At 46.6% G+C, this 16,398-nt stretch carries 14 protein-coding genes, 2 pseudogenes and 1 CRISPR repeat array; of the genes and pseudogenes, 7 read left to right on the top strand and 9 right to left on the bottom strand.

All coding sequences use genetic code 11. The features are described from left to right. Positions 1-22: 22 nt before the first annotated feature. A CRISPR array of direct repeats spans positions 23-3,033; the repeat unit is 36 nt; unit sequence GTTTTAGAGCTGTGCTGTTTCGAATGGTTCCAAAAC. Positions 3,034-3,073: 40 nt separating this feature from the next. The 6 genes and pseudogenes from ACERC5_RS01795 to ACERC5_RS01770 all read left to right on the top strand — a co-directional run bounded on the left by ACERC5_RS01795 (position 3,074) and on the right by ACERC5_RS01770 (position 8,036). Continuing rightward, positions 3,074-3,850, top strand: a pseudogene (locus ACERC5_RS01795) (class I SAM-dependent methyltransferase). 9 nt (positions 3,851-3,859) lie between these two features. Then, positions 3,860-4,684: a DNA-formamidopyrimidine glycosylase gene (mutM, locus tag ACERC5_RS01790; protein ID WP_373657915.1), complete on the top strand. Its 825-nt coding sequence runs from the start codon at positions 3,860-3,862 to the stop codon at positions 4,682-4,684. 151 nt (positions 4,685-4,835) lie between these two features. Next, positions 4,836-4,979, top strand: a complete 144-nt coding sequence (locus tag ACERC5_RS01785; protein WP_373657914.1) for a hypothetical protein — start codon at positions 4,836-4,838, stop codon at positions 4,977-4,979. A gap of 89 nt (positions 4,980-5,068) precedes the next feature. After that, entirely contained in the window at positions 5,069-5,665 is a 597-nt protein-coding gene (coaE, locus tag ACERC5_RS01780) for a dephospho-CoA kinase (protein ID WP_373660027.1), read from the top strand. Positions 5,666-5,786: 121 nt separating this feature from the next. Further along, complete coding sequence (locus tag ACERC5_RS01775) at positions 5,787-7,286, top strand: helicase HerA-like domain-containing protein (RefSeq protein WP_373660026.1); 1,500 nt, start codon at positions 5,787-5,789, stop codon at positions 7,284-7,286. Between the two features lie 9 nt (positions 7,287-7,295). Continuing rightward, positions 7,296-8,036: a lysophospholipid acyltransferase family protein gene (locus ACERC5_RS01770; protein ID WP_373657911.1), complete on the top strand. Its 741-nt coding sequence runs from the start codon at positions 7,296-7,298 to the stop codon at positions 8,034-8,036. Between the two features lie 45 nt (positions 8,037-8,081). Here the strand turns inward: ACERC5_RS01770 and ACERC5_RS01765 are convergent, their stop codons facing one another. The 6 genes and pseudogenes from ACERC5_RS01765 to ACERC5_RS01740 form a co-directional block, all read right to left on the bottom strand. After that, positions 8,082-8,615, bottom strand: a complete 534-nt coding sequence (locus tag ACERC5_RS01765; protein WP_373660025.1) for a hypothetical protein — start codon at positions 8,613-8,615, stop codon at positions 8,082-8,084. 58 nt (positions 8,616-8,673) lie between these two features. Continuing rightward, on the bottom strand, positions 8,674-9,108 hold the full coding sequence (locus tag ACERC5_RS01760) for a hypothetical protein (protein ID WP_373657909.1): 435 nt from the start codon (positions 9,106-9,108) through the stop codon (positions 8,674-8,676). Positions 9,109-9,123: 15 nt separating this feature from the next. After that, positions 9,124-9,318: a hypothetical protein gene (locus ACERC5_RS01755; protein ID WP_373660024.1), complete on the bottom strand. Its 195-nt coding sequence runs from the start codon at positions 9,316-9,318 to the stop codon at positions 9,124-9,126. Next, positions 9,311-10,144 carry a glycosyltransferase family 8 protein gene (locus ACERC5_RS01750; protein ID WP_373660023.1) on the bottom strand — a complete coding sequence of 278 codons (834 nt, stop codon included), beginning with the start codon at positions 10,142-10,144 and terminating at the stop codon, positions 9,311-9,313. Before ACERC5_RS01750 ends, ACERC5_RS01755 begins: the two co-directional genes overlap by 8 nt. After that, the gene (locus ACERC5_RS01745; RefSeq protein ID WP_373657906.1) at positions 10,144-10,443 is read right to left on the bottom strand and encodes a lipopolysaccharide assembly LapA domain-containing protein; all 300 of its coding nucleotides are present in this window, start codon (positions 10,441-10,443) and stop codon (positions 10,144-10,146) included. Before ACERC5_RS01745 ends, ACERC5_RS01750 begins: the two co-directional genes overlap by 1 nt. A gap of 32 nt (positions 10,444-10,475) precedes the next feature. Next, positions 10,476-11,841: pseudogene (locus ACERC5_RS01740) on the bottom strand (MATE family efflux transporter). Positions 11,842-12,071: 230 nt separating this feature from the next. Here ACERC5_RS01740 and ACERC5_RS01735 point away from each other — a divergent pair. Then, positions 12,072-13,790, top strand: a complete 1,719-nt coding sequence (locus tag ACERC5_RS01735) for a phospho-sugar mutase (RefSeq protein ID WP_373660022.1) — start codon at positions 12,072-12,074, stop codon at positions 13,788-13,790. 146 nt (positions 13,791-13,936) lie between these two features. Here the strand turns inward: ACERC5_RS01735 and ACERC5_RS01730 are convergent, their stop codons facing one another. The 3 genes from ACERC5_RS01730 to ACERC5_RS01720 form a co-directional block, all read right to left on the bottom strand. After that, on the bottom strand, positions 13,937-14,680 hold the full coding sequence (locus ACERC5_RS01730) for a cyclase family protein (RefSeq protein WP_373657903.1): 744 nt from the start codon (positions 14,678-14,680) through the stop codon (positions 13,937-13,939). Between the two features lie 134 nt (positions 14,681-14,814). Beyond that, positions 14,815-16,161, bottom strand: a complete 1,347-nt coding sequence (locus ACERC5_RS01725) for a DUF438 domain-containing protein (protein ID WP_373660021.1) — start codon at positions 16,159-16,161, stop codon at positions 14,815-14,817. Further along, on the bottom strand, positions 16,158-16,394 hold the full coding sequence (locus ACERC5_RS01720) for a DUF1858 domain-containing protein (RefSeq protein ID WP_018368686.1): 237 nt from the start codon (positions 16,392-16,394) through the stop codon (positions 16,158-16,160). The genes ACERC5_RS01725 and ACERC5_RS01720 overlap by 4 nt, the downstream gene beginning before the upstream one ends. Between the last annotated feature and the right edge of the window lie 4 nt (positions 16,395-16,398).

The raw sequence follows: 16,398 nt of genomic DNA, 5'->3' as shown, positions 1-16,398 counted from the left end.
AGCTGGTCAATCCCGACTACATGTTTTAGAGCTGTGCTGTTTCGAATGGTTCCAAAACGAGGTTGGAAGCAATCTGAGTATCCCATTCGTTTTAGAGCTGTGCTGTTTCGAATGGTTCCAAAACCAGTAAGTTCGGAAAACTTGACTTTCATATGTTTTAGAGCTGTGCTGTTTCGAATGGTTCCAAAACTTGGAAATTATAGATGAATGTATTGCTAATGTTTTAGAGCTGTGCTGTTTCGAATGGTTCCAAAACCTGGATACCCTCATGATAGGATAAGGTATAGTTTTAGAGCTGTGCTGTTTCGAATGGTTCCAAAACCATATTGGCGGAAAAGTGATAATCCATGTAGTTTTAGAGCTGTGCTGTTTCGAATGGTTCCAAAACTACTTGATGATGTTATCGGAGGTATGTTACGTTTTAGAGCTGTGCTGTTTCGAATGGTTCCAAAACAGAAAGGAAGGTAGAAGTCTATGACCTATAGTTTTAGAGCTGTGCTGTTTCGAATGGTTCCAAAACGCGAGCATCAACGGAGGCAATCCCTATTTAGTTTTAGAGCTGTGCTGTTTCGAATGGTTCCAAAACTTATTTACATTTTAATTATACATCATTACCGTTTTAGAGCTGTGCTGTTTCGAATGGTTCCAAAACTATTTATATTTCTATTATACAATATTACCGTTTTAGAGCTGTGCTGTTTCGAATGGTTCCAAAACGGACTTATCGTATTAGATTCACTTCCTTACAGTTTTAGAGCTGTGCTGTTTCGAATGGTTCCAAAACAGGACGAAGTACCAGAAGAATTTTTCCTCTGTTTTAGAGCTGTGCTGTTTCGAATGGTTCCAAAACGCGGTCATCTTCTACAACATCAGCGGGTAGGTTTTAGAGCTGTGCTGTTTCGAATGGTTCCAAAACTCCTGCTTTTTCTACACACCACATATACAAAGTTTTAGAGCTGTGCTGTTTCGAATGGTTCCAAAACTCGCAGCCGAATTTGTCAGCTCCAGTGGATGTTTTAGAGCTGTGCTGTTTCGAATGGTTCCAAAACAGTGACTTTTACCGCATATGATGGATCCAAGTTTTAGAGCTGTGCTGTTTCGAATGGTTCCAAAACCCCCTGTCAGTGATGAACTGATTAAAACCTTGTTTTAGAGCTGTGCTGTTTCGAATGGTTCCAAAACTGCCAGAGAGATTGGAGTGACCAATGCTGGGTTTTAGAGCTGTGCTGTTTCGAATGGTTCCAAAACCCGTCACCCCATCAATCCCCTGCTGGAGGTGTTTTAGAGCTGTGCTGTTTCGAATGGTTCCAAAACCTCTGAGATTGTCAAGTCTGTAAGCTAGGTCGTTTTAGAGCTGTGCTGTTTCGAATGGTTCCAAAACGTGATTAAAGATGTTTACGTTTTTAAGACTGTTTTAGAGCTGTGCTGTTTCGAATGGTTCCAAAACTTTTTGAAACATTAGATAGAAACTTTTATGGTTTTAGAGCTGTGCTGTTTCGAATGGTTCCAAAACTCATAACAGGTACCAAAGGACAAAAATAGAGGTTTTAGAGCTGTGCTGTTTCGAATGGTTCCAAAACCATTCTCTTAATGTTTATGACCGCCTGCTTGTTTTAGAGCTGTGCTGTTTCGAATGGTTCCAAAACCTTCTGCTTGGTCTTCCCGTCCCTTCATTAGTTTTAGAGCTGTGCTGTTTCGAATGGTTCCAAAACCTAGCTTTGCCGAATGGAGCAAGCCTATAGTTTTAGAGCTGTGCTGTTTCGAATGGTTCCAAAACCAAATCGTCTGTTCACAATCAGTTAAAAGAGTTTTAGAGCTGTGCTGTTTCGAATGGTTCCAAAACTTGAAGAAGTTGAAAAATGGGGCATTGACAGTTTTAGAGCTGTGCTGTTTCGAATGGTTCCAAAACAGACAATCGCAGTCTTAGGTATGGACAGCTGTTTTAGAGCTGTGCTGTTTCGAATGGTTCCAAAACCTTGACAAGTCCAAAGTCAGAGGAATGGTGAGTTTTAGAGCTGTGCTGTTTCGAATGGTTCCAAAACTTTACCTCTTTCTTTTGTATCTAGCTAGCGGTTTTAGAGCTGTGCTGTTTCGAATGGTTCCAAAACATTTGCATAAATCATGTTCTCAAATAAAGTGTTTTAGAGCTGTGCTGTTTCGAATGGTTCCAAAACCTTGTTTGAGTAAAAATTGCTTAATCATTGTGTTTTAGAGCTGTGCTGTTTCGAATGGTTCCAAAACTTCACAATATAAAATGTTTAGTATGGCTCCGTTTTAGAGCTGTGCTGTTTCGAATGGTTCCAAAACAAAAGCACGGGTCGGATAATCCTCCGACCGGTTTTAGAGCTGTGCTGTTTCGAATGGTTCCAAAACTGACCAAGGTATAGATACCGGAAGCACTGGGTTTTAGAGCTGTGCTGTTTCGAATGGTTCCAAAACTAGTTCGGGTTTTTAGAAGCACCTTGTTCTGTTTTAGAGCTGTGCTGTTTCGAATGGTTCCAAAACCCATCAGCATAGACCAATGCCTGTTCCCAAGTTTTAGAGCTGTGCTGTTTCGAATGGTTCCAAAACACCTTTCTCAAAAACAAGTACATAAAGACCGTTTTAGAGCTGTGCTGTTTCGAATGGTTCCAAAACCAACGAAACGACTTGAAGTAGATCATGTAGGTTTTAGAGCTGTGCTGTTTCGAATGGTTCCAAAACTGCGCAAGGACGGAAGCTACAAGGTGAGCGGTTTTAGAGCTGTGCTGTTTCGAATGGTTCCAAAACTTTCTAATTCATCATGAAGAGTGGCACGCAGTTTTAGAGCTGTGCTGTTTCGAATGGTTCCAAAACAAACTACATAGAATACTCTATTAGTAATCAGTTTTAGAGCTGTGCTGTTTCGAATGGTTCCAAAACTGGTTCTCAAGCCTAAACCGCCCCAAACACGTTTTAGAGCTGTGCTGTTTCGAATGGTTCCAAAACAGCTACTCGAGCAGGTCCGTGTGACGTCCAGTTTTAGAGCTGTGCTGTTTCGAATGGTTCCATTAATCCCTGCTAAATTAAAATCATAAGAAAGTGAGCAGAACGCATGACAGATGTTGTTGCTTATAATAAGGATCGCTGGGATCGGGTGGCAAAAAAGCGTGGCAATGCCTACACTCAACCAATCAGTCACGAAGAATTGATGGTTGCTAAAACTCAGCCACTCGAGGTATCCTTGACTGTTGGTAAAACGGTACCGCAGGCGTGGTTTGAGCGGCTGAAAGGTAAAAAAGTGCTGGGTTTGGCTTCTGGTGGCGGCCAGCAAGGTTCCCTTTTTGCCCTTCATGACTATGATGTAACCATCATGGATTATTCCAAGGAGTAGTTAGCCTCTGACCGTTTGGTGGCAGAGCGTGAGGGGTTGACCATCGAGACTGTTCAGGCGGACATGACCCAATCCTTTCCCTTTGAGAATGAGGCCTTTGATTTGGTCTTTTGCCCAGTATCCAATGTTTACATTGAGGACTTGACCAACTTGTGGCAGGAATGTTACCGTGTCCTCAAACCAGGCGGTCTCCTCATGGTGGGCTATATGAACCCTTGGGTTTACATGTATGATGGTGATGTGGTTTGGGATAAACCAGAGGAGGAGCCGCTGTTGATCTATCCACTACCTTTTAACGCCAGAGAGTTGGAACAGGCTGGGCGGTTAGCTATCAATCCAGACTACGGCTACGAATTTAGCTATACCCTTGACGAGCAGATTGGTGGTCAGTTGCGTGCTGGTTTTGCCATGATTGATTTCTATGAGTCCAAAAATAGCCAGCATCGTCTGTCAGTCTATGGCAGTGATTATTTGGCCAATTTAAGCATCAAGTTGTAAAGGAGCATTATGCCAGAATTACCAGAGGTGGAGACGATCAGAAGAGGGTTGGCGCGCTTGGTTGTCGGTCGTCGGATTGAGCGTGTGAGGATCCGCTATCCGAGGCTGGTTGTGACAGACCGCGATGAATTTGTTGCTAGTTTGACTGAGGCGATCATTGAACAGATGGGGCGTCGGGGCAAGTACCTGCTGTTTGGTCTCGGTCAGATGACCATGGTGTCTCACTTGCGGATGGAAGGTAAATGGTTGCTCTTTCCATCTGACCAAATCCCTGATAACAAGCATTTTCATGCTTTTTTTGACTTAGATGGCAATGAGACCCTTGTCTATCAAGATATCCGTAAATTTGGCACGCTAGAGTTGGTCAAAACAGCTGATTTGCTCGGCTATTTTACCAAGAAAAAGCTAGGACCAGAGCCTGAAAAAGGCGTCTTTGCCTATGCGAACTTTGAGCGGGCGGTAGCTGCTAGTAAAAAGCCTATCAAACCGCTCCTGTTGGACCAGTCTCTGGTGGCGGGTCTGGGCAATATCTACGTGGACGAGGTGCTTTGGGCGAGTAAGGTCCATCCTGAGCGTGTGGCTAGCAGCCTGAAAAAAGCTGAAATCAAGCGTCTACACGATGAGACCATTCGGATCTTGCAGCTGGGGATTGAAAAGGGAGGCTCGACCATTCGAACCTATCGCAATGCTTTGGGCATGGATGGGACCATGCAGGACTACTTGCAGGTCTATGGGAAGACGGGGCAACCCTGTGCCAGATGTGGACGGGACATCGTCAAAATCAAGGTGGCAGGTCGGGGCAGTCATTTTTGTCCTAAATGTCAAAGGCGATAGACTTATTTCAGTAGTTGCTGTAAAGTGTCAGAAACTAGCTGAGGATAGCGTGCCAGGGGCAGTTTTGTCAGTGTGTCCTTGCCTTGTCAGTTGAAAAATGTCCGAAATTATGATATAATAATCTTGTAAAATTTATCAGGAGGTCTTGATTATGGTAGATGTTTTCAATTTTGGTGCTTTTAGTATTCTTGCGATTATTATGGGAATTTTATCCTCAGCGCTGTCTGTTTTTATAGCGGCTCACATTGTCCGCTATGTTTTCCGCGATGTGATTAAGAAATTTTTGGAGAACTAAACGAGAAAAGTGTAAGTTATGATGGCAGGGGTTAGGGAGTTTATTTCCCTAGCCTTTTATGGTACAATGAAAGAAAACAAGGAGCGATTATGGCAAGGATTATTGGACTAACAGGCGGGATTGCCTCTGGGAAATCGACGGTGAGTGCTTACTTGAGACGCCAAGGTGTAGCAGTGGTTGATGCCGATCAATTGGTGCATAACTTGCAGGCTAAGGGAGGCAAGCTCTATCAGGCGCTGGTTGACCATTTTGGGTCAGGGATTTTGCGTCCAGATGGGGAGCTTGACCGTCCGAAGTTGGCAGAACTGATTTTTTCCAGTCCAGAACAGTTGGCGACGTCCTCTGCGTTGCAGGACGAGATTATCCGTCAGGCCTTGGCAGAAGAGAAAGCCCGCTTGGCTGCGCTACATGATGTGGTGGTGCTGGATATTCCGTTGCTTTTTGAAAAGGGATACGATAGCTGGTGCGATGAGGTCTGGCTGGTGGTGGTTGATGAAGATACACAACTGCAACGTCTCATGGGCCGCAATGGTTATACGCTAGCCCAAGCTCAAACACGTCTACAGAGCCAGATGTCGCTGGCTGAGAAGCAAACGCGCGCTGACCGAGTGATTGACAATACTGGTGATTTACAAACCACCTACGCTCAGGTCGATCAGCTCTTGCAAGAACTGACTAAGGAGTAGGTGCTCAATCCGTCTAAACATCAAGCTTTTGATGTTTAACAGACTGTAGGCGTGAATGTCTGACACATGATAGGTGACAAGAGCCTATCTGCTCTGCAATTGTCCAAAAAAGGAGACCAAAATGACACAACTAACCATCGCTAAGGGAACTAATCCCGTTGCCCTCCAGCTCAATATGCTCAATCGTCACGGTTTAATCGCTGGTGCGACTGGAACGGGGAAAACGGTGACCCTCAAGGTTCTTGCTGAACAGCTGAGTCAGGCTGGCGTGCCTGTTTTTCTGGCAGACATCAAGGGTGATTTAGCCAATCTGGCGCGTGAGGGTGAGGTAACGGAGAAGCTAGCTGAACGCTTGAACAAGCTAGGCTTGACTGACACTTATGAGCCAAAGGCCTTTCCAGTTCGCCTCTGGGACGTCTTTGGCGAAGCTGGTGTGCCTGTTCGGACGACCATCTCGGAGATGGGACCGACCTTGCTGGGGCGTCTTCTCAACCTCAACGAGACCCAAACGGGCATCCTCAACATCGCTTTCAAGGTGGCTGATGACCGTGGTTGGCTCTTGATTGACCTCAAAGACTTACAGGCTTTGTTACGGGAAATAGCAGAGCAGGCTAGCCAGTATTCCCAGGACTATGGGCATATTGCCAAGGCCTCTGTTGCTGCTATTCAGCGCAGTCTTTTGGTCTTGGAAGAAGAAGGTGGTGATATCTTCTTTGGTGAGCCTGCCTTGGATTTGCTTGATTTTATGCAACGTGACCGTGATGGTCATGGGGCTATCAACATCCTCAATGCAACTAAGTTGTTTCACTCCCCTAGTCTGTATGCGACTTTTCTCCTTTGGTTATTGGCTGAGCTGTTTGAAAACCTGCCTGAGGTGGGGGATTTGGATAAGCCTAAGCTGGTTTTCTTCTTTGATGAAGCTCACCTGCTTTTCAAAGATGCCCCAAAAGTCTTTGTTGATAAGGTGGAACAGATTGTCCGTTTGATTCGTTCCAAGGGTGTCGGAATTTTCTTTATCACACAAAATCCGCTAGATTTGCCTGAGATGATTCTGGCGCAACTGGGGAACCGCATCCAACACGCTCTGCGTGCCCACACGCCTAAAGAACTCAAAGCAGTCAAGACGGCAGCTGAGACCTTCCGTCAGAATCCAGACCTTGATGTGGCGACGGCTATTACAGAGTTGGCAGTCGGGGAAGCCCTGGTATCTTTCCTCAATGAGCAAGCTCAGCCGAGCATCGTTGAGCGAGCTTATATCTATCCGCCTCAGTCAAGCTTTACCCCATTGACTGCTCTGGATATTCAAGGCTTAGTCAATGCTTCGCCATTTACCGACAAATACGCCGAGAGCCTTGACAGGGAGTCGGCTTATGAGCTTCTAGAGCAAAAAGTTGCCCAAGCCAGTGCCGAAAAAGCGGCGCAAGAAGAGGCTAAAGCAGCTGAGAAAGCCGCTAAAGCTCTTGAAAAAGAGCAAGAACGCGCACGCAAAGAAGCAGATAAAGCTGTTCGTCGCCCAAAATCAGCTGTTGAAAAAGCTGCCGATAGCTTTATCAATTCTGCAGTCCGAGCGGTTGGACGTGAGTTGGTCAGAGGTATTTTTGGTAGCCTTAGAAAACGATAAGGAGATCTGATGTTTTACACTTATTTACGCACCCTCGTGGTTTTTCTGCTTTGGGTGCTCAACGGCAATGCCCACTACCACAATGAAGACAAAATTTTAGATAAAGACGAGAACTATATCCTGGTTGCTCCGCATCGCACTTGGTGGGATCCGGTTTATATGGCTTACGCTGCCCGTCCTAAACAGTTTATTTTTATGGCAAAAAAAGAGCTGTTTAAGAATCGCATGTTCAACTGGTGGATTCGCATGTGTGGCGCCTTTCCCATAGACCGCGAAAATCCTAGTCAGGATGCTATCCGCTACCCTGTTAACATGCTCAAAAAAAGCAACCGGTCCTTGCTCATGTTTCCATCAGGAAGCCGTCATTCAAAAGACGTCAAAGGAGGAGTTGCTGTCATCGCCAAGATGGCAAAGGTTCGCATCATGCCTGCCAGTTACCGTGGTCCCATGACCATAAAAGGGCTCTTGGCTGGTGAGCGTGTCGATATGAATTTTGGTGACCCTATTGATATTTCTGACATCAAACGGATGAATGATGACGGTATCGCTGAAGTGACAGCACGTGTGCAGGCTGCCTTTGATCAATTGGATGCCGAAAATGCAACTTACGATGACGGTAAGAAAGCTTCGGTGTTGACCTACTTGATTCGTATCCCAGCTTTGTTGATTGGTTTGATTCTTATTTTACTAACCTTGATTTTTAGCGATATTGCTAGCTTTGTCTGGGATCCTGATAAGAAATTTAAATAGAACATCACTCATCCCCGCTAGATTCTAGCGGGGATGATATCGTTATTAGACTTGTTGACCTAAAATCATTTGGCTAACCATACGACTGTTTGGGTTTTGGTACTCTCGCTCAAGGTAGGCTTGATAGGCATCTGGTGTCAAAATCCCATGGCTATCTAAAATATCTAGACCTGTGCTACCAACGATGTCATCAATCAACTGCACGCAGTTAGTTGTCATCACAAAGTAAGTTTTATATTTACCAGACGTGAACTTATAGGCCTTGGCGCCGTAGGTGCTCACCATTTGCCCTAGATAGCTGGTCTTTTGGTTAGCTGTTTTTTGGGAAAATGGCAGAGCTCTTTCTAAAAGTTTGTCCAGATTAGCTTGTATAGCTCTTTTTTCATCGGCTGTTAAAACCAAGCCGTAGCCAAAGACGGCACGCCAGCCATCAGCCTTGAGGCTGGATTTGTATTGCCCAACAGGTAGAGTCATCAAGACGCCATCACCGATAGCTTCAAACAAGCGGTGGCTATTGACGTCGTGGTTACCGTAACTATAGATTTGCCCGTTAAAAGCAATGTCGACATGCCCCATCATCTCAAACCCTCGTCTGGCGGTATGAATCCAGATTTCTAAGTCAACAGGTTGACTGAGGTCACCGAATATAGTAGGGCTGGCTTCTCTCTTTTGCTAAGTAGCTGTTAACCTTGTTGAGTGCCGTGACAGGAATAAGGGCGGTTAGAAAAATAGGTAGCCCCAACCGTTGACGTCTAGCTGTTGGCATCGCCTTTCCAAAATCAAATTCCAAGCCGTCGCGCCAGCTATTGCCCCCTAAGAACATAAGATAGCAACCGATGATGGTGTAAAGGCTGGATAAGAAGAAGCGACGATAGCTTAAAATGAGCCCTGCCACCAGTAGGTGCACTAAGGCGCTAAGCAGGTAGGAGTAGCGACCGCTGAGTTGTTCATGAAAAAGTAAGCGAGTATGAATCAAGAGAACTAAGCCGAGAAGAAGTTGGTAAAAAGCGATAATAATCGCAAGAAATCGTGTCGGAAGAATCGGTGCGGTTAAAAAGAGTGCCCCTATCAAGAGGTTTAAAAAGATTTACAGGATAGCGATGAGCCCTTTTTCAGCTAGGTTGGATTTAGCCGTCAGTAGGGTCTGTCCCATCATCGCTAAATCACCCAAGGCAAAGAGAAGCGACGAAAATTGTTCTTGCCAAAGGATAGACCCCAGCCCGAATCCGATTAGCCCTAACCCAGTGAGGTAGTAAGTTTTAGCATTGTAGCGTTTAGTCACGATCGGCCCTCCTTGTCAGGTGCTGGTAATGCTTATAAAGACCAGAAAACATGCTGCGATAGCTAGGTTTCCACGGTTTATCTCGCCCACAAAAATGAAGGAAGACGGTATTTGCCATCACCCAATCCAAATCCCATTTGCCCAAACTTTTGGCTGCGTAAATGAGGTGATAACGGGTATCAAAATTATAAATCTGGTCTGGAATTAGCGTGATGTGGTGACCATAAAGAGCGGTTAGCACATCTTGGTCAGGCAAGAAGAGCAAATTCTGCCGTGCAGCGATGTAGGTCATGATGTCTTCACGTTTCACCATCTGACGTATTTTTGTCAGATTCATTAACAGGACACCGGAATTAAAATAATTTTTAGACTCATAATCTCCTAAACGTAGGCGATTGACCACATCGGTGACATTAGCATCCTCCGTATGACTGGCAGCCGCATAAAGTTGCTCACCCAGGTCAAGATCGTAGAGAGCCGTCACTGGATTGATGCAGAGAATGTCAGCATCAAGGTAGAGAATCTTGTCCAAATCATCTGGCAGATACTCGTGCGCTAAAAGACGATAATAGATGGTCTCAGGGTAGCGGTCGCTTGTCGGAGCGTCTGCGAACGCTCCTTTATCAATGACCAGCGCATGGTAGGAAACGCCTAGTTTACGACAAAAGACCTCAACCTCAGGTTCCCTACTGAGTCGAGGTTGCTGTAAGAGGTAGACATGAAGGTCACGGTCAGGCGTCTGTTGGACCAGAGAAAATAGGGTGACCTTGAATTGGTCGACATAACTGTCATTGATGGAAAACAGTAGATTTAGTACAGGTCTCATTAGTTATAGTCACTATCTGTTAAATTTAGTCTCTCGGTATTGTTCAAGGCAGCTGTCAGTTCTTGTTTGTCCTTGACCAGTTGCTTAAGCTGCTGTTTAAGGGTCATTTGTTTAGACAGCCCTAGCAGGTATTGTCCGATAAAACCCACCAAGACTGAGCCTAAAATCACTAAAATTAAAGGCATTCGGAAACGCCCAAAGAGGTAGTTGACCACCACCTCCTGACGGTTGACCAGAGCCAGAACCGTTGTCAGTACCATCAGAGCCAGCAAGAGCCAGAGATTGACTTGTTTTTTCATAAGAAACTCCTTTTTTCTTTTATTTTACCATATTAGACAGAGGCCAGGCGTGCTTGACGCTTGCCTTCTTGGATAAGGGGATGTCGCCTGAAGGCGACAAATAGCTGAGCAGTCATGGGAACCCAAATCAGAGGTTCGCAAAGCATGACCCCGACATAACCGACCTGTGGGATGATGGCAATGACGAAAACGACCTTGCCCACTAGCTCAATCAGGCTGGAGACCAGAGGTGTTACCTTTCTGCCCAACCCTTGCAGGGTATTTCGTAGGATAAAAAGGCAACCGAGAATGGGATAAAAAGGTGTGCCTAGCTTGAGATAAAGGGTAGCGTTGGCGATTAGTTCAGGCTCATCAGATCCTGAAATCCAGCGGATTAAGGCAGGGCTAAAAATATGCAGTAAGATTGTCACTATAATCCCCCAGACCAGAGCGATTAAGCTGACTTTTTTGACCCCTTGGTAAATACGGTCAAACTGCTTAGCGCCCACGTTTTGGGAAACAAATGTGGTCATGCTAGCTGCAGTAGCTGTCAAAGGTTGGAGAGAGAAGGCCATGATGCGACGAGCTGTCGTTTGGGCGGCGATAATCAAGACCCCAAAGCCATTGATGGCCGTTTGGAGGATAACCGTGCCAATAGACACAATCGAAAACATGAGTCCCATCGACAGCCCCTGTCCCAGAAGATCTTGGTAGAGCCCCTTATCCCAAACCAGATGACGCTGTTTGGGAACAAGGACAGGGACGCGTCTAGCGATGTAACGAAAACAGAGAACAGCTGATAGCCCCTGAGATAAAATAGTTGCAAGCCCTGCGGATTGCACCCCTAGGTGCAACTGGGTAATGAAAAACAAGTCCAGAGCAATGTTGAGGCAAGCCGAGAAAATCAAAAAGTAAAGGGCAACTAAGCTGTCTCCGATAGCCCGGAAAGAGCCCGGCGCCAAGGTTGTAAGCAAAGGTCACTCCAACCCCCATCATGATCAGGTAGATGTAGCTGTAAGACTGCTCCAAAATATCGGCGGGGGTCCCAAGTAGATGAAGCAGTGGTCGCAAGCCTAGATTGCCCCCCAGCATCACTAGACCACTCAAGCCCAGTCCAATGATGGCTGTCGCAACTACCGACCGCTTAAGCTTTTCTTCGTTTTTTGCGCCATAATGACGAGCAATGACAATGCCCATACCGTTACCGACACCGAGCGCAAAGCCGATAATCAGCTCAAAAATAGCTGATGTCGCTCCAACTGCAGCCAAAGCCTGCTCCCCAAGGTAGTTACCGACGATCATGGTATCGGCTGTATTGTAAAGTTGTTGAAAAATATTGGAAATCATAATAGGCCAAGCAAACCGTAAAATGGTCGGTAAAATCTTGCCCTTGGTTAAATCAATCTGTGATGTCGTCATAAGATTCTCCTTGTCAATTCTACTATTATACACGACAGAAGGGCTGAAAATCAAGGAATTTCAACAGGTAAACGCCAACAACATCACAGGTAAGTCTCCTCTTTTGAACCCAGTCAAGAACGTTTGGATAGGGACATATTTCTAGTGGTACTTTTCAAAAATTTATTTTCTTTTCTGGAGAATTGTGGTATACTGAAAGCGATTAATAAAGACTGAAAAGGAGACCGCTGATGTCCTATCAAGAGACTTATCAAAACTGGTTGAACGTTTCCGATTTGCCTGACTACCTCCGCGAGGAACTGCTGGGTATGGACGAAAAAACTAAAGAAGACGCCTTTTACACTAACTTAGAATTTGGTACGGCTGGTATGCGGGGCTATATCGGTGCAGGAACTAACCGCATCAATATCTTCGTGGTTCGTCAAGCCACAGAAGGGCTGGCTAAATTGATTGAGAGCAAGGGTGAGGCGGCTAAGCAACGTGGCGTTGCCATCGCCTACGACTCACGTCATTTCTCCCCAGAATTTACCGCAGAATCTGCCCAAGTACTGGCTGCTCACGGTATCAAGAGCTACCTTTTTGAAAGCTTGCGCCCAACGCCTGAGCTATCTTTTGCAGTACGCCACCATCAGGCTATCGCTGGTATCATGATTACCGCTAGCCACAACCCTAAAGAGTTCAATGGCTATAAGGTTTACGGTGAGGACGGTGGACAGATGCCGCCAGCCGATGCTGATGCCCTGACCCAGTATATTCGTGCCATTGACAACCCATTTGCTGTCGCAGTAGCTGACTTTGACGCGGCCAAGGCTGACGGTCTCATCGAGATTCTCGGCGAAGCAACTGATGCGGACTACCTCAAAGAGATCAAATCGGTCACCATCAACCAAGATCTGATTGATCAGCATGGTCGCGATATGACCATCGTCTACACTCCTCTGCATGGGACAGGGGAAATGCTGGCGCGTCGTGCCCTAGCACAGGCTGGATTTGAAAAAGTCATCATCGTTGACGCACAAGCCCAGCCAGACCCAGATTTTTCAACCGTTAAGTCACCAAACCCTGAAAGCCAGGCAGCTTTTGCTCTGGCAGAAGAACTGGGGCACCAGCATCAGGCCGATGTGTTGTTGGCGACTGACCCAGACGCAGACCGTCTCGGTGTTGAAATCCGTCAAGCTGACGGCAGCTACCTCAACTTGTCTGGTAACCAGATTGGTGCCTTGATTGCCAAATATATCCTAGAAGCCCATAAGCAAGCTGGTACGTTGCCAGCCAATGCTGCGTTGGCCAAGTCCATCGTGTCAACTGAGCTGGTCACTAAGATTGCGGAAAGCTATGGGGCGACCATGTTTAACGTTTTAACTGGCTTCAAGTTCATCGCTGAAAAAATCCAAGAGTTCGAGGACACTAACAACCACACTTACATGTTTGGTTTTGAAGAGAGCTTTGGCTATCTGATTAAGCCCTTCGTTCGTGATAAGGATGCTATTCAAGCTGTTCTCATCATCGCTGAAATTGCAGCTTACTACCGTTCACGCGGTCTGACCTTAGCAGATGGTCTGGATGAGATCTACAAAGAATACGGCTATTTTGCTGAAAAAACCATTTCAGTTGATTTGGCAGGTATTGATGGCGCTGCTCAAATCAAGGCTATTATGGCAAAATTCCGCGAGAATGCGCCGACCGAGTTCAACAGTACAGCTATCGTTCGCTTTGAAGATTTTGCCAAACAGACTGCGACAACTGCTGATGGTCAAGTGACTGCCCTGACCACGCCACCGTCTGACGTGCTCAAGTACACCTTGGCAGATGATTCTTGGTTTGCCGTTCGTCCATCAGGCACAGAACCAAAAATCAAGTTCTACATCGCCACAGTTGGTGACAATCTTGCAGATGCTGAAGCTAAGATTGCAGCTATTGAGGCTCAAATCAGAGAGTTTATCGCTTAGAAAGTGGCGTGTCATTCGGCGCCAGTAAAGAAAACCGACCTCATAACAGAGCAGAGACAGACATCGTGATGGTTATGCATCACAGGGGCTGCTCTGCTTTTTTGCGCCTAAAAAATCCGATGACAACATCATCGGATAGCAACAGATTAGTCTTGTGGGACGTAGGCAACTGCGCGGACAGGTGAGCCTGTGGCGCCTTCCCAATTAGGGTAGGCGATGGCGATAAAACTGCCCGTTGCTGGAACCTGATCAAGGTTAGCCAGCACCTCGACCTGATAAATCCCTTGTTCAAGCAAGTAGTATTCCTCAACCAAGGCACCGCCATTTTCAGGAACAGAAGCACCGCTATCGGTATCCAGTGTCTCGTGCCCGACGGCCTTGACCTGACGGTCGTGAATCAGGTATTCAAGGGCATCGTGTCCCCAACCTGGGGTATGTTGGACATCGTTCTCATCTAGGTTGCGAAAGGCTGCGGTGTCTGGCCAGCGTTTATGCCAATCTGAGCGAAAGGCTACAAAGGCACCTGGCTCAATCACACCGTGCTCTGCTTCAAAAGCGAGAATGTCAGCCTTGCTGAGTTGGTAGTCTGGATTCTCAGCGACTGCAGCGGACTTGTCAATGACATAGAGTGGCAAGAAGAGGTCCTCTAAAGGAATCTCGTCGAGGTACTTGCCGCCTTCAACAAAGTGAATCGGCGGGTCAATGTGGGTACCATACTGACCAACAACTGTAAACTGCTGAACATAGAAACCATCCTTGAGGGTGAAAATATCCTTTTTCTCCAGAGCAGGCAAGGCAGGGAAGTGAGGGCTGGTTTCATTTATCTTGTGGGTCAGGTTGACCAACTTGGCTGATGTCAAAGCGGTATAGGCGTCTCGTAAACTTGTCATAAGGTCTCCTTTTCTAGCAGGATAGGCGGCGTCCTGTTAGCACCGCCAGTCCTATGGTACCTTGATTGTAACCTATTTTGATGTTGCTGACAAATACTTATTTTTTAGAATTGGTTATAGTTTTTAGCTATAACTCAATCCAAATCTCGTTTCATCTCACTTTCCAACTCAAAGAAGGGTTGGATGTCCTGAACGTATTCGAGCACACCTTGAAATGCACCGTTATCATCACGGACGGCCTTGTAGACTACATAGATGAACTTGCCCGTCTTGTCGGACTTAAACCACATGTCGACTTGGTCCTTGCGCCCACTTCTGAGCAGGTCAAAAATGGCTCGCACCCGCTCTAGGATTTTTGGTGGGTGGCAGAGGTCAACATGACGACCTATCTGGCTCTTGGTGCGCTTAAAGACCATGTCATCAGCTGGCCCACTATCGTTGAAATATTGAAAGATATCGTCTTTATTGACAAAGGTTAATTCCAGTGGCAGGTGGTTGAGGATGAGATTGGCTTCTTCGACCGACAGGTAGCCCTTGCCGAAAGGTTGTTGCTGGTTGCGGTCAATAGCAGAGCTGGTCGTGTTTGATTTTGGGGTAAAGGTGATGGTGAACTGTCCCTGTGGGGTATCGATGACGGTCTCCTGCCCCTCAGCTTGTGTCAGCTGAACAGCTGGTTGTGGTTGGTCTGCGCTAGCCATTTCCCCAAAGACCTCCCGATATGGAACCCATTTGGCGGTCGGTTTGATGATGGCGTAGCCATAGGTCTCGCTCTCCACTGCGATGGTCAGCCAGTCGTCCTGGGTGAAGGTTTCCAGCAAAATCATGATCAGGATAGCCTCTTCCTTGAAAATCATCTCCTCGAACTCCTTGGCGAACGCCTCAAAAGTAGTGAGGACAGTTGTTACATCACCATCAGGTAAGGACTGGCTGGTCGTCATGACCTGAGCAAACAGTTCCCTAATTTGGTCGTCTACACCCCACATGACCTGAGGAGGGGCATCGTGACCGTAGCGTTCCATTATGGGGAAGAAAAGGTTCTCTTTGCGGTCGTAATGACGCTCAAACTGCCCTAGCAGGTTCAGCTGGTGACGGAGCCCCTTGAGCAAATCAGTCTGCAAGTCCGTGTCCTCTGTCTCTGCATAAGAGGTCAAAATCCGCCTAACGCGTAAGAGTGCTGCGCGCAGGGCTAAATTTTCCTGCTTGAAGACATAGACAGGATGTCCCTCCTGATCAGCATCTGCGACCTCTACGGCGGTGATAGCGCCCTTAAAGAGGTTGGCGTGGACGTTACAAAGGCTCATGATGTCCTCAAAAGTGATGCCTGCATCTGAGGTCATGAGTTCATGTTCCATGAGGGAAATCTCCAAGGCAGACACACCTGTAAAGTGCTGGTTAAAGCGTTCCTGGACACTCTCAGGGCTAGCCCCCTGATGGAGTTCCAGCAAAATGTCTCTCAAAATTTTTATCCGTTGGTCGCTCATTTGTCTCCTCCAATCACCTCGTAACCATGGCTGGTCAGGGTGCGTGCGATGGTCTCTAGGGAAATCCCAGTCAGGCGAGAGCCTTGCTTGAGGCTGGTGATTTTACCGAGTGTGTTAAGCATGGCAGGATTGGCAAGGGGCTTAAAGCCTAAGTCAACCAAAATATCCCTAAGCTCAGGGTGACTGGCTAGCAACTCGGCGACAGGCTGGTTGAGGTCAATGGTGTTGGTCATGAGA

The organism is Streptococcus sp. E24BD (assembly GCF_041807825.1).
Classification (GTDB): Bacteria; Bacillota; Bacilli; order Lactobacillales; family Streptococcaceae; genus Streptococcus; species Streptococcus entericus.
This window is presented reverse-complemented; position numbering and strand designations above follow the sequence as displayed.